The following is a 15,058-nucleotide window of genomic DNA, read 5'->3' on the forward strand; positions in this document are numbered from 1 at the left end:
ATAATGATCTCAATCGCTTCTCAAAACACTCTGACAATTATCGCGATATTCAAAGCGTGTAAACCTTTAATTACACGACGACTTGGTAAATCTAGCCTATGGTTGGCTACTTCTTGAACTACAGCAGGATTAACTGACGCTAAAAATGCATTCAAACTGGCTTACCTGACTCAACCTTAGGCGTTAATGCCTAAAGTGAGGGCATACTATTAGCAAAATCCCTAACGATTAACAAGCAAGCGCCCCCTATCTAGCGCAATTAAGATCAAGGCTTTAACATCTGTAGAACCCGACGGTTTCATCCATTACATCTGACAACATTTATCGGTAGCGGTATCTGTTAATAAAGCGTGCTCAATAAGCATAAAATACGTGTCGCTTTGGCCGCACAGTCACAATGCGGTACAATAGCCAGCAACCATGCCGCTTACTCTTGCCCTCACCATGCCATTTACCTTTAAGCAGTTTCATATCGATGACTCACATTGCGGCATGCCCGTCAGTACCGACGGCGTACTGCTCGGCGCATGGGCTCCCTTGTCGCAGGCACAGCAAATTCTGGATATTGGTACAGGCAGTGGTTTGCTCGCCCTCATGGCTGCACAGCGAAGTCATGGCGTCATCACTGCCATTGAGATTGATGCCAACGCAGCGATAGATTGTCGACGTAACTTTGCCGCATCAGATTGGGCCGCACGTCTTACCCTGATTAATAGTGATATAAGACAGTGGATCGATGCCACGACTAGCCCGTTACCGCAGTTTGACCATATCATCTGCAACCCGCCCTACTTTGAGGCTGGCCCACTCTCTCAGTGCGATCGGCGTGCACAGGCGCGGCACACTCATCGTTTAGATTTTGCTCAATTACTCAATGCTATCCGTCAGCTACTCAGCTCTGAGGGCAACGCCAGCATTATCTTGCCGCAAGCAAGCTTTGCAGGCTTTAGTGCACAGCTTGCTCAGGCGCAATTGGCTATCATCGAGCAGGTTGATGTCTCGAGCGTTACCGGTAAAGCAGCCCACCGACATCTATTACGCCTTGGTCATCTAGCTGCGTTAAGTGACGCCAAAGACACTAACACCAAAAGCACTACGCAGCTTACAATTAGAGATAAAAATGGCGCCTATACACCGGAGATGGTCGCCTTGACACAGGCCTTTTACCTGAAGCTTTAATCTGGTTGCGCCATGTTTGCGATTAAATCTGCTCCCCTTCCCTATAGTCATCGCACTCACTCCACTTTTGGGTGTATAATGCCGCGCTATTATTTATTGAGACGCTGCGCATGCAATTTGAAGACTTCCACCTTGACGACCAATTACTTCAGTCGCTCAAGGCGATGGGCCATGATACGCCCACCACAATTCAGCAACAGACAATTCCCTTAGCACTCGACCAACAAGATATTATGGCTCGAGCGCCAACAGGAACCGGTAAAACGGCAAGTTTTCTGCTGCCTGCGCTGCAACATCTTATCGATTTTCCACGTCGCTTCTCGGGTCAGGCTCGAGTACTGATTTTGACGCCAACCCGTGAACTAGCCAGTCAGGTTCATCGCTATGCCTCTCACTTGGCCACGGATCTTGATTTAGATATCGCGATCATTACAGGTGGTGTGCCTTATGCACCGCAAGAGAAAGCCTTGGCAGAGAACGTCGATATATTAGTCGCGACCCCAGGTCGTCTCATGGAGTATCTCGATAAAGGCCAATTCGACGCGCAGTCGGTTGAAGTGTTAGTCATAGATGAAGCCGACCGTATGCTTGATATGGGCTTTGCGTCGGTAGTTCAAGCTATCGCCATTGAAGCACAAGGTCGCAAGCAGAATATGCTGTTTTCAGCCACCCTTGAAGGCGGCGGTGTAAGTCGCTTTGCGCAAATGCTACTGTCTGATCCGGTGACCATCGAAACAAAACCGCCCCGCAGCGAAAAAGCCAAGATCCACCAATGGATCCATCTTGCTGATGATAAAGACCATAAGTTTGCCTTGCTATGCAGCATTCTAAACCGTGAAGACGTTACCCGAGCCATTGTTTTCGTTAAAACACGTGAAGTAGTTGCCAGTCTCGATGGCCAGTTACAACGTGCGGGCATCAACTGCGCCTTTATGCGTGGCGATATGGAGCAGAAAGCTCGCTTCCAAGCCCTAGGACGTTTCACTAAAGGCGAAGTGAAAATTTTGCTGGCGACCGATGTTGCCGCACGAGGTATCGATGTCGATGATATCAGTCATGTGATTAACTTCGATATGCCGCGTTCGGCCGACACCTATGTCCACCGTATTGGTCGTACTGGTCGTGCAGGGAATAAAGGCACCGCGATCTCATTGGCCGAAGCACACGATATGCGTATTGTGGCCAAAATCGAACGCTATATCGAACAGCCGCTTAAGCGTCGTATCATTGAAGAGTTGCGCCCTAAACATAAAGAAGCCCGCCCGCCAGGGAAGAAAAAAACAAAAACCACTGATAAAAAAGTGAATAAGAAATACAAAGCTAGCAAGAAGAAAAAGTAGTCTTGTAGCCAAAAAACTAAGCCGCGCAAAGCGGCTTATTTTTTACCCAGCTGTAACATCTTACACTAGGCATTCGCCGACTCCGTTTGAATATCAATGTGTTAATATTTCTATATGTTTCAGCAATTGATACATTTTATTTACAAAAAAGCATTTATCGACCCGCTAACCTCTGGTAATTTATAGAGCAAGCAGTTCAGCACGGAATAGCAGAAGTCGATGATTAAAATAATTCTAAGAAGAGTTCTCCCCCCAATTTTCATCCTAGTAGTCTTTATCGGCTTGGCCGGACTGCTGATGAGTACCCAAGAAGCCCCTGAGCAAAAAGCAGATGAAGTGCCAGTCCCGATTGTGGATGTCACCACCGTCACTCAGCAAACGGTGTCGCTCAATCTCCCCTCTTATGGCGTGGTCACTCCCAAAAATAAAACACAACTAGTCACCGAGGTTCAAGGACGCATGTTAGCGATATCCGACAGTTTTGTGGCTGGGGGCGTTGTTAAGCGTGGCGATAAGTTAGCCGAAATTGAACCCTCAGATTATGAAGCCGACCTGATGCAGGCTCAAGCCTCGTTAGCGCAAGCTAAAGCCTTGTTGGAAGAGGAAGTTGCCCGCGGTGAAGTGGCTAAAAATGATTGGCAAGGCTACGACGGAGGCATGCCACCAGAGCTTGGTTTACGTCTTCCACAACTGAAAAAAGAGCAAGCTAATGTCAAGTTTGCTGAGGCCGCTATGGCCCGCGCACAACGTAATTTAGAACGCACCATTATTAGGGCACCTTTCGATGGCATCATCAAAGCTAGAAACGTCGACTTAGGCCAGTATGTAAGCTTAGGCACTAACCTAGGTGAACTTTATGACACCCGAGTTGCTGAAATCCGCTTACCCTTAGCCAACGGCGAACTCGCCTATTTGGAGTCAGTCGATAACCCAGATACCGAAGTCACCTTGAGTGCGCAGCTCGCAGGACGAACAGTTAGTTGGACAGGAAAAATCATCCGCAGTGAAGGGGTAATTGATGCCGAAAATCGTATGGTCTACCTAGTCGCAGAAATTAAAGATCCCTACCTGAGAGACAATAAGCAAGAGGGTGAACTGCCGCTTAAATATGGCAGTTTTGTCACCGCAGTCATTAAAGGTCGGACCGTAGATGGCATCGTTAAGTTGCCACGCCATATTGTTCGCGACGGCCAAGTCGCAGTCGTCACGGCTGACAATACCTTAGAGATGCGTAATGTGAACGTTGTTCGCACCGATATCGAGAATGTCTACATTAAAGATAGCCTTATTGATGGCGAGCGTATCTCCCTCACCAACATCAATAACATGGCTACTGGCCAACTAGTCAAAGTCATTGGTGAAGATGCGCTACCCGAAAGCTCTAACGAAGACGCTGACGACACACCAACCTTGGTTGCAGTAGGTGATCAATAATGGATAGCAACAAGGGAATTATTGCCTGGTTTGCCCGCAATAGCGTGGCCGCCAACCTATTGATGGTCGTGCTGCTCATTGGTGGCCTATTCAGTACAGTACTAATTAACAAAGAGGTATTCCCTACCTTCGAGCTCAACTATCTGCAGATATCCGTCGCCTACCCTGGTGCTGCGCCGCAGGAGATTGAAGAGGGGATCAATATCAAGATCGAAGAGTCGATCCAAGATATTAGCGGCATAAAAAAGGTCACCTCTGTTGCCAGTGAAGGCTTTGGTAATGTCACCATCGAAGTGGAGGATGGCTTCGATGCCCAAGATATTCTTGATGAAGCTAAACTGCGCATCGATGCCATATCGACATTTCCTGAGAATATTGAAAAGCCCAATATATTCCGTATCAAACCAGAAAATAATGTTATTTGGATCTCTGTCTACGGCGACATGAGCCTGCATCAAATGAAGGAGCTGGCCAAAAATATTCGTGAAGAGGTCACCGCCCTACCTGCGATTACCCGCGCTCAGGTTACCGGTGTACGTGAGTATGAGATCAGTATTGAGCTATCAGAAGATAAGCTACGAGAGTACGGCTTAAGCTTTGCCCAAGTGGCAGGTGCTGTGCGTAACTCCTCTATCGACCTGCCTGGCGGTTCGATTCGCGCCCAAGATGGCGACATATTGCTGCGTACTAAAGGCCAAGCCTATACGGGTGAAGACTTTGCCAAGATTGTAGTGAGCACACGTCCAGATGGTAGCAGGGTGATGTTGCCGCAAGTGGCAACTATCCGTGATGACTTTGAAGAGCGTTTAGAGTACACCCGCTTTAATGGTAAACCGGCAGCGATTATCGAGGTGCTCAGCGTCGACGATCAAAATGCACTAGACATCTCTTCACAAGTAAAAAGCTATATCGAAGAACGCCGAGCTACCCTGCCCGCCAATGCCGAGTTAGATACCTGGGGAGATTTAACCCATTATCTCAAAGGCCGCCTTAATATGATGTTGTCTAACATGTTATATGGTGCTTTGTTGGTATTTATTATCTTGGCGCTGTTTTTAGAACTCAAGCTGGCATTTTGGGTCATGATGGGGCTACCCGTCTGTTTCCTTGGCGCTATGTTACTGATGCCACTGGAACCCTTCTCACTGTCAATCAACATGTTGACGCTATTTGCCTTTATTCTGGTGCTGGGGATCGTGGTGGACGATGCCATTGTTATTGGGGAAAGCGCCTATACCGAAATAGAAAAACATGGCCACTCCATCGACAATGTGGTTAAAGGAGCACAGAAAGTCGCTATGCCCGCGACCTTTGGGGTATTGACCACCATAGCCGCCTTTATGCCCATGCTCATGGTTTCCGGCCCCATGGCAATTATCTGGAAATCCATTGGTTTAGTGGTGATTCTCTGTTTAGCCTTCTCATTGGTAGAGTCGAAACTGATTTTACCGGCGCATCTTGCGCACATGAAACCCAAGCGTCACAACCCGAACCCCAATATGTTTGTGCGCTTTAAAGTTTCCCTTAACAACAAGGTGCAGCATTTTATTCATCACAACTATCGTCACTTTATAAAGCGCTGTATTACCCAACGCTATAATGTTGTAGCCGCTTTTGTCGGTGTACTGATCCTCTCTATCGCCTTAGTGGCAAGTGGTAAAGTGCGCTGGGTATTCTTCCCTGATATCCCCTCTGACTTTATTCAAGTGCGACTCGATATGGATGTGGGCAGTTCTGAGGCCAACACCTTAAAAGTGGTCAAAGAGATTGAGAATGCGCTCTACACCATGAACGATAAAATGGAAGATGAGTATGGCTACCCAGTGGTCAAACATAGCTTTATCAATATGAGCTCACGCACCTCAGCCTTTATCTTTGCCGAATTAACTAAAGGTGAAGACAGAGATGTAGATGGTGTCACTATAGCCAGCGCATGGCGTGAGGCACTACCCGAACTGATTTCAGTTAAGAAACTGAACATCAACGCCAGTACCAACGATGCAGGCGGTGATATCTCCTTTAGACTGACCTCAAGCGATCTAGAGCAACTGTCGTTAGCCGCTAATGAGCTTAAACAGAAGCTACGCACCTATGAAGGGGTGTACGATATTGCCGATAACTACTCATCAGGAAGCCATGAAATTCGTTTAAGCATCAAACCAGAAGCTGAAGCCCTTGGCTTAACCCTCTCAGATCTTGCTAGCCAAGTACGTTACGGTTTCTATGGCTACGAAGCTCAAAGGATCTTGCGTAATAAAGAAGAAGTGAAGGTCATGGTGCGTTACCCGCTAGAGCAGCGACGCACAGTGGGACATCTCGAAAACATGATGATCCGAACTCCACAAGGTATCTCAGTGCCCTTCTCTAGCGTGGCAGCAATTGAGCTCGGTGACTCCTACTCTTCAATTACTCGTGTCGATAACCGCCGTGCTATTACCGTAACCGCCAACGCCAACAAAAATATTGTTGAACCGTCAAAAGTGGTTGGCGAGATTCAAAAGGATTTCCTGCCCTACTTAGAGGGTAAATATCCGCACATCTCTACCGCATTAGATGGTGGAAGTGCCGATGAAGCCAGTGCATTAGTTGGCTTATTACAGGGCTTCTTCTTTGCCATGTTTACCATCTATGCCTTGATGGCCATACCGTTAAAATCCTACAGCCAACCATTGATCATTATGTCAGTGATCCCTTTTGGTATCATCGGCGCACTATTTGGCCACTTTATTCTCGGGCTCTCTATGAGCGTCTTAAGCCTATGCGGTATTGTGGCGCTTGCGGGCGTGGTGGTGAATGACTCATTGATTTTGGTCGACTTTGTTAACCGAGCAAGAAGCCAAGGTCTACCGATAGTGGAAGCCGCTATCGATGCGGGTTGCTACCGGTTTAGAGCGATTATCTTAACGTCGATGACCACCTTCGTTGGCTTAGTACCCATTATTTTAGAGCGTAGCTTACAGGCACAAATTGTGATCCCCATGGCGACCTCACTCGCTTTTGGTATCCTGTTCTCGACTGTGGTAACCCTGATTTTGGTGCCTATTCTCTATATCATTCTCGATGATATCAGAAGAAGCCTAAGGCGTTTGTTTAACTGGTGGTGGCAACCTAAGCCTCACCCAGCCGATGAGACCAATTAATCAGATTTAGGGAGGCAATGCCTCCCTTTTTGATCAGCCCAACATTTTGCAAAAACAAAACAGGTTACACTCAACGTATCCTCACTTTCACTGATATGCCATGACCGCTTCCACTCTTGTCTACGACATACGTAACAGCCGCTACCTCAATATCACTGGGCGCTGCACTTTACGTTGCCAATTTTGTCCAAAACATAATGGCAGTAAGCAGGTGCATGAGTATCAACTCGCCTTGGACCATCAACCTACAGCTACCGAGATCATCCCTCTATTGGGCGATGTAAGTCAGTTTGATGAGTATGTGTTCTGTGGCTATGGTGAACCGACTTTAAATCTAAAGACCTTAATTGAGGTCGCTACTGAGATAAAACGCTTGGGAGGGAGAGTCAGGGTTAATACCGATGGGCTGGGCAATCTGTTCCATCGCCGCAATATACTGCCAGAATTGGCCAACATTGTTGATGCCCTATCTATATCACTCAATGCAGACACAGAAGCGACCTATCTTCGCCACTGCAAACCCAAACTCAAAGGTGCGTACCAAGCGGTTAATGACTTTATTAAGCTCGCTCCTCACTATATAGCCAGTGTACAAGTTTCTGCCATTAATGGCCTCGAAGGCGTCGACATCAAACGTTGTGAGCAGATAGTGCTGGATGCCAACGCCCAATTTAAACCCCGCCAACTCGGAATTGTTGGCTGACCTTAGCTGATTTAGAGCAGTCGTTAGCAAGATGTAACCCCCTGTGTTTAGTCACTAGATTCATGCTAACATAGGCGACAAATTCTCTGGGTGTTCTCAATCTTAATGCTGATGCAAAAACTACCACTTTTGATCTCGACTCAAGGACTGCATTGGTCGACGCAACGCATTTTCTCCGTGGCGACGCAGATCATTATTTTGCTGATCAGTGTGATTCTTATGACCAATGTCATCATCACCTTAGGTGAGCGACGTCTACAGGAAGACTGGGCCACGCAGCGCTACAGTGAGCTACAATCTGTTGGCACCTTGATTGCTGACAAAGTTGGTTTCCAGCAGTTTAGAACCCAGATGTTTGCCAATTCAGAGTTGCTCAAGCGTTACTTGACTATCCCAAGCGAAGTCAGGCAAGCCAAACTGCAACAAAACTGGAACGTCATGACCAGTAATATCCCAGAGCTGTTGGATATCGCCCTGTTTGACCCGCAAGGTAAATATAAATTCTCTACCACTAATGATTTCAGCCGTGAGCCTTTACCCCCAGCACTACTGGGTGGTGCACGCAACATGGGGGGAAATGAGGTCTATACCTCTCCACTCGAATTTACCCCTATTGCCGGCAAGCTAGAACCTTACCTCTATCAGCTAGCTTGGTTAGAAAATCCCGACCAAACGGTGCGTGGCTATCTGGTCAGTTACCAGTCAATGGCACGGATGTTGAAAAGTATTAAACCTGCTTATTCCAGTGCAGAGTCACCGCTATTAATGCTAGATACACAAGGCTTAATCTATGCTGGCGCCGAGTCTCGCCCAACCATTAATCGTATTCCAGACACCATGGGCGGTAGCCTTAGACAAACCTACCCAGCTCTGTGGCGCAAAATGTCGACCAGTAACTTTGGGCAGTTTCATGGTGATGACGCCACATTTGTTTACCTCAAAATCGAGCTAACGACCCAGTATGAAACGCGCCGCGAATATTACTTGGTCTCCTACGTACGTAACGACGCCATTGCAGATAATTTCTCACAGTGGCGCAACATTCTAATTTTCGGGGCCGTGGTATTAACCCTATTAGCACTTAGTCTTATTTTACTCAGCCACTCATACCGGATTGGACAGCGCTCTCGCGCATACAGCATTCAGCTGGCTAACCGCCTATTTCACCAAGATATTGGCTGCATAATCGTCAACGATAACAATCGAGTTATCACCGCCAACGATCAGGCGGCGAAACTACTCGCGATGCCAATAGATGAACTATCAGATAGAAATTTACAGCGCATACTGCAATTTGAAGACGATCAATATGCCGCCATCATGACCCAGCTAGAAACCGACAAGCGCTGGCAAGATGAAGTCGATTTTGAAAACCTATCAGGCACCTCTCTAAGGGTCACCATTACTGGCGCCCCGCGTACACCCAAAGAGAGCAAATACCTGTTAGTGACCTTTGAAGATGTTACGGAGTTAAAGCAGATACAGCATCAATCGAATTTAAATAGACTGCTTAACGACAGCTCTGTGGCCTGCGCCTTAGTGCAAGCCAACGGTGATCTGGAACTGGTCAATGAAGCATTCATGCAACTAGTCTCTATTCATGATATTGCGGGTAAAAACCTGACAGAGCTACTTAACAACGATTTGAGTTCACAGTGGTCTCGGATCACGCAACAGATCATGCTACAAGGCAGCTGGAAGGGACAAATTTTATGTGACCCTAACAGCAATGAAAACACCTGCTTACAAGCCACACTCAAAGGGCATTTAGACGCTGCGGGTGATATTGAGCATATTGTCTGCACCCTAGAGCAAGCCCAAAAGCGCGCTTTACTGCAAGATAGAGGTGACTTTATTCCCCACCGTAGCACTATCTTAGTCAATCTTAGAGACCTAGATGATTACTTTAAGTCCCTAAGCGATAAGAGCCGCGATAGCTCTAGTTTGCTGCTAATGGATATCACCGCTGAGAGTATGTTGAGCCATATGAGTGATATTGGCCAACTAGAAAGTCGCCAAAAAGAGGTCGAGATCCATATTCTTAAATCGCTGCCTGTAGGTTATCAGATGTCACACTGGCAACTGGGTAAGCTGATTGTTATCTTGCCCGACACCAGCTCAGATAACGCTCACCATTTTGCGGTTAAGACACTAGGTAGCCTCAATGAAATTGGTTTAGGTGCAGGTATCTGCATGGGGATTGCCAGTTACCAGCCAAGGCAAAACCTTGAACAATACTTAAGTAACGCCGAAATAGCACTTAAACGTGCCAAACAGATAGGTGAACAAAATATCTGCCAAGCCTATACTCGGCAGCCCTAAGCAAACAGATTAAAGCGCATCACTGATGCGCTTTAATAATGTAATCCTCAAGACAGCGCTGTAACCAAAATGGCGTCGTCACCTTGCCGCGAGTATCCAGCTTTAACCATAAATAAACCGTTGGATGACTAAAGTTCTTCAAAATCGATTGGTCTTGCACATGATCGATTTTTTGTGCCTTCAATCCGTTAATGTTTCTTAAAAAGTCCACCGCCCCTTTGACCCCGATAATGATGATGGCATCAGAATTAAGCAGACTATTAGCCGCACTCCCTAAGTCTGGAGCCGTTGCGTAGATCTGCATCTGTTTGCCCACCTGTTTAGCGTAGTTTCCTATTGGCGACTTATTGGCAGGAAATGGCATAGTGATGAGCTTAACCAACGGGTAATCAATCATATTTTCGATACAGGGATCGCGCCAAATGGGATGATCACTGCGCGCCACCAAATAACCGCCTCGATGTTGAATAATCGACTTAGATAAAATGGCGCGATGACTTGAACGTTGAAAGCAGATCGCCGCATCCAGTTCATCATTAATTAGTTGTTGGCTGGTGGTTTCCCCCCAAGGCGTTGTAGACACAATGATTTCGCTATCAGCAACAGGCATAGCCGCTTGCTTAATGCTCTGGGTCAAATTGATCTCTAATTGGGGAACCGTGGCAATCTCAACCGTGTTTTCCGCTCCCCCTGAGCCGCCTTTCATCAAATGATCCACCGCTTGGCTGCACTCCATCATCTCACGGAAAATGGGGTAGAGATTATGTGCTTTCTCGGTGGCCTGGAACTGACTTTCACGGCGAATAAATAGTGGGTCGTCAAATACGCTGCGCAGCGCTGCCAATGCACGACTCACCTTAGGCTGAGACAACTCTAGATGGCTGGCGACCTCAATAGCATTTTTTTTCACATAGATTTGGCAGAAGATCTCAATCGTCGTCAATGGAATGTCGAGTAGTTTATCTTTTGGCATCAACGGCTCCGTCGCAGTTTATGATCACATTACTTTGGATATAAGAACTGATCTCCTCTTCCACCCAAGGCACTGTATGGGTACCGTCTCTAAGCTGAGTTAAATAGTGGTGATGACCGTCTGCGCGCAGGTTAAGTAATCGGTTTTGCTCTTCTGGCAGCGCTACCGCACAGATGTTGCCTTTCGCACATAAAAACTCAACGGCATCGCGATAGCAAATTAGCGCCAAGGCATCACTACGCTCAAGTTGAATCATCAGATCGGCCAACAGGCACACCTTAGCAATAATATTGATATCCATAGATTTTTCAGAAGCGTACAGCGCAAGAGGATCGTGCCCTTGATCAAACTCATGGCCGTTAAAACTGATATAGGGAAATCTGAGAATGTCATCAACATCAACATGCCCATCACCATGAAAAATCGGGTGTTCCTTATTACCCACCAACACATAAGCATTGGCCTTTGCTACAAACTGAGAAGATAAACGCTCAGAGTTATGTGCCTCGAAGGTGATGGCTAAATCCACATCGAGTCGGCTCAGTAGCTTATCAATATCATTACTACAGGGTTTTATATTGAAGCTAAACTTCTGTTGTAACTGTGAAGCCCTATCTTGCAGATAACTTAATAAGTTCAGTGACAATGGTGGAGGACAGGCTATGGTCATCTCTTGTTTAGTTTGCACTGTTTCAGGTTCAGACAAAGCCAAGCTTAATTCCGATAGCGCTAATATTCGTTTCAGCTGAGGATAGATAGATTGCGCAAATGGCGTATGTTCAAAACCATGCTGTTTTCGTACAAATAAAGGTTCATCGAATGAATGACGCAACGCCTTTAAGCTGCGGCTCACTTTAGACGTTGCAACCCCCAATTGCTGGGCGACATGAGTGGAACTCAAGGTTTCAAATAGTAGTACAAAGACTTTAATATTGAACAGCGTATTGCTATTTATTCGGCTCATGTATCTCCTTTTAACAAGGCTTAAGTTCGCGCTTATTTATACGCCTCTAATCTAATCTAATCTAAATCCATTGTCATTACGCTCAGATCTGCCCCAATTTATGATATTTAGCTAGAATTTTGTTAAATATGTGACACTGACAAACAAGTAAACAAGTAAACAAGTAAACAAGTAAACAAGTAAACAAGGAGTATCTCCTCGGCACTAAATCTCGCAAAGTAATAAAATAAATCTTGTAGCACTTAAAACTAATCGCCCAAATAGAATCACTTGCTACTTAGGCAAATTAAGATTCACTATTGTGATTTGCGGAATATGAATATTAGAGTTTCACCTTAAGAAATTCTCGCGAATCATCCACAAAAAACAAATAAAGCAAAACAAAAAACCAACCTCAAACACAAAAACACCAAGTTAAAACTACCAGCAAACACAAAATCAGTTCAAATCGCCAATTTAGACTATTTGGTTAAAGTGATGTACTTCATATCAGACTTTTCTACCAATCCTTAACATTTAAGCCAGCTACACCCAGTGGTTAATCTTGGAGAAAAAATGATGATAAAAACAAAAACAACCACACTTGCGCTACTCATTGCCTCATCGGTAATGTTGTCTGCCTGTGGAGATGGGAATGATGGAAAAGATGGTATAGATGGTGAAAACGGTCAGCCAGGCAACCCTGGTGCACCGGGAACGAGCGGTCTGCATATTGATATGGCCAATGAGGCTATCGCCAATATCACTAACGCCAGTTATGCCGACGGTATTATAACGGTGGATTTTGAGCTCGAAAATAAGCAGGGCGTTGGCTTATTTGGCCTGAGTGGCAGCAATCCTTTTCATGACTTCCGCTTTTCACTTGCCCAATTAAAAACAGAAGAGGGCAGTGAGCTTAAGCAGTGGTTGTCACTATTAAATGAAACCACCAATGATGCGGGCACCACCTTTGAACAGGGCTTTGAAAAGATAAAAGACTGTGTTGAATGCTTAGTCGATCACAATGACGGCACCTATAGCTATACCTTTAAAACGGAGCTCACTACAGCACAAGATCCTGCTGGTATCGACTTCGACCCACAACTGACGCAACGTATCGCTATCGAGATGCAATTTGAGTATGACTCAGGTCATGAGTTGGCCGAGAATGCCCATTTTGACTGGATACCAGCAACCAATGCCAGCGAAGGTATTGAGACCCGTGAATTGGTGACCATGCAAACCTGCTACACCTGTCACCAGCCTGATAGCTTAGAAGCTCATGGCGGTCGACGTCTAGATATGGAAAACTGTCAATCTTGCCACAACGGGATTGTCACCGACCCCAACGCTATCTCTGTCGAGCTTGGGCATATGGTACACGCCATCCACATGGGACCACACCGTGAGGGTAAAGACAGCGAAGGCAATGTAGTACCTATGCCATACACCATTGCTGGTTACGGCGGCGATCATGCCTTTGACTACCCTGCTTTCCCAACGAAACCCTTTATGGATTGTACCGCCTGTCACGTTGAAGACGACACGCTTGCCGATAAAGATCTGTGGTTAGCCAATGCCAATGCTAACGCGTGTACGGGATGTCATACCGACTCACCAGCACAACATAAATCAGATAAAAATCCGCAATTAACCTGTACCGATTGTCATAGCGCAGCGGTACATAATGACCACGCAAAACCTTACCAAGCGGCAAAAGAGTATGACGCTGTTGTCACTAATGTTGCCATTAGCACTGCTAATGAAATTAGCTTCGACTTGAAGATAACCGATGAAGCTGGAATCCTTGTCAGCCAAGATGAAGTCTATAAAAAGGGTTACAGCAAGCCTTATGTCGTGGTGAGCTGGGATGTTGAAAAAGATTACCCAGACTTTGATCAGTCTCCCTACAGCGAGCGTCGAATTGATATTAAAGATCCCGCTAAGGCAACTTGGAATGGTGATAACAGTGTCAGTGTTAAGGTCGCGATGAACTTCCCCAACGATATCGCTTCTCGCTCACTGGAAGTCCTGCCTGTACTTAAAGTGTGCTTTGAAGAGAGCAGCGCCAACCGTGTCAGCTGTGATGCGAGCAATGCCTACCCGGCCTATGTGCAGACCGACGCTTATCGCACCATCCTTAACGACAGCGAAGCAGAGGTTGCACAGCGCCGTGCGATTATCGATCAGCAAACCTGTCACGACTGTCACAGCTATGAGTTTTACCATGATTCCAATGGCGTAAACTGTATTGCCTGCCACACCAATGATAAGAAACTGGGTGCTGTAGAAGATGAAAACGGTGATGCGCTGGCTTCAGGCGAGAAGAAATCAACCAGCTTTATGTACAAAGCCCACAAAGCACAGGGCCATGACAACGGTCATGGTGGCAGTGGGACTATCTTGAAAACTGACTGCACCACTTGTCATGCTGAAGTTGAAGGTTGGGGCGGTAAAGCCTATGGTTTCGAGCTCGGACGTAATGCAGGTCAAGCCCATACGGTACCAAGCTTTATTCCTGGTAAAAACAATGACCCGGCATTGACACCAGTAGCAACTTGGTATGCCTCACCCGATGCGGCTGCATGTATGAGTTGTCACCAGAAATACCTATCCGATGCAGCCATGTCACACATGCAAAACAATGGCGCATACTTTGGCTCAGATAAGCAGCAAGCCAAAGAAGCAAAAGAAGCCTGTGCAACCTGTCATAGCCCAGAGAAAATTATGGAGCACCACGGCCACAAGCTATAACAAATTAGGCGCTTAGCCCCCCTAAGCGCTTTGTTCCACCCGCTATCCCTGCAATGTCAAAGGCACCTTCGGGTGCCTTTTTATCCTCTTTTATTATCCATTTAGCACTGTATTGCGAGTTGCGAGTTGCGAGTTGCGAGTCAAAGTATATTAGCGTGTGGCTTGCTGAATACTGGTGGGATGTGTTTGGAGGTCACACCTTCATGACAACCAATCGCTAATACGCTAGTTAACTCTCTTAAAAGTTTATTTTGGGTCCATTAATTCAGC

General features: G+C 46.3%; 9 protein-coding genes. 7 read left to right on the forward strand and 2 right to left on the reverse strand.

Annotation, left to right across the window (positions count from 1 at the left end; translation table 11 throughout):
* Positions 1-444: 444 nt before the first annotated feature.
* The 6 genes from BEL05_RS14950 (at position 445) to BEL05_RS14975 (ending at position 10,118) form a co-directional block, all read left to right on the forward strand.
* Positions 445-1,179, forward strand: coding sequence for a tRNA1(Val) (adenine(37)-N6)-methyltransferase (locus BEL05_RS14950; RefSeq protein ID WP_028763186.1), 735 nt, complete (start codon positions 445-447; stop codon positions 1,177-1,179).
* Positions 1,180-1,289: 110 nt separating this feature from the next.
* The gene (srmB, locus tag BEL05_RS14955) at positions 1,290-2,519 is read left to right on the forward strand and encodes an ATP-dependent RNA helicase SrmB (RefSeq protein ID WP_028763185.1); all 1,230 of its coding nucleotides are present in this window, start codon (positions 1,290-1,292) and stop codon (positions 2,517-2,519) included.
* Positions 2,520-2,738: 219 nt separating this feature from the next.
* The gene (locus tag BEL05_RS14960; protein ID WP_028763184.1) at positions 2,739-3,953 is read left to right on the forward strand and encodes an efflux RND transporter periplasmic adaptor subunit; all 1,215 of its coding nucleotides are present in this window, start codon (positions 2,739-2,741) and stop codon (positions 3,951-3,953) included.
* Positions 3,953-7,093: an efflux RND transporter permease subunit gene (locus BEL05_RS14965; protein WP_069671648.1), complete on the forward strand. Its 3,141-nt coding sequence runs from the start codon at positions 3,953-3,955 to the stop codon at positions 7,091-7,093. The genes BEL05_RS14960 and BEL05_RS14965 overlap by 1 nt, the downstream gene beginning before the upstream one ends.
* Positions 7,094-7,193: 100 nt before the next feature.
* Positions 7,194-7,796 (forward strand): TatD family nuclease-associated radical SAM protein, encoded by a 603-nt coding sequence (locus tag BEL05_RS14970; RefSeq protein WP_028763183.1) that lies wholly within the window; start codon positions 7,194-7,196, stop codon positions 7,794-7,796.
* A 105-nt stretch (positions 7,797-7,901) separates the two neighbouring features.
* Positions 7,902-10,118, forward strand: a complete 2,217-nt coding sequence (locus BEL05_RS14975; RefSeq protein WP_069671649.1) for a PAS domain-containing protein — start codon at positions 7,902-7,904, stop codon at positions 10,116-10,118.
* A 19-nt stretch (positions 10,119-10,137) separates the two neighbouring features.
* Here BEL05_RS14975 and BEL05_RS14980 read toward each other — a convergent pair whose 3' ends face one another.
* Together BEL05_RS14980 and BEL05_RS14985 are read right to left on the reverse strand one after the other, a co-directional pair.
* Positions 10,138-11,091 carry a LysR family transcriptional regulator gene (locus BEL05_RS14980; protein ID WP_069671650.1) on the reverse strand — a complete coding sequence of 318 codons (954 nt, stop codon included), beginning with the start codon at positions 11,089-11,091 and terminating at the stop codon, positions 10,138-10,140.
* A complete protein-coding gene (locus BEL05_RS14985; protein WP_069671651.1) occupies positions 11,078-12,055 on the reverse strand; it encodes a LysR family transcriptional regulator in 978 nt (325 codons plus the stop codon). The genes BEL05_RS14980 and BEL05_RS14985 overlap by 14 nt, the downstream gene beginning before the upstream one ends.
* Positions 12,056-12,610: 555 nt before the next feature.
* On the opposite strand from BEL05_RS14985, the gene BEL05_RS14990 reads away from it, so the two are divergent.
* Positions 12,611-14,788 (forward strand): OmcA/MtrC family decaheme c-type cytochrome, encoded by a 2,178-nt coding sequence (locus BEL05_RS14990; protein WP_069671652.1) that lies wholly within the window; start codon positions 12,611-12,613, stop codon positions 14,786-14,788.
* Positions 14,789-15,058: the final 270 nt, after the last annotated feature.

The organism is Shewanella colwelliana (genome assembly GCF_001735525.1).
Taxonomy (GTDB): Bacteria; Pseudomonadota; Gammaproteobacteria; order Enterobacterales; family Shewanellaceae; genus Shewanella; species Shewanella colwelliana.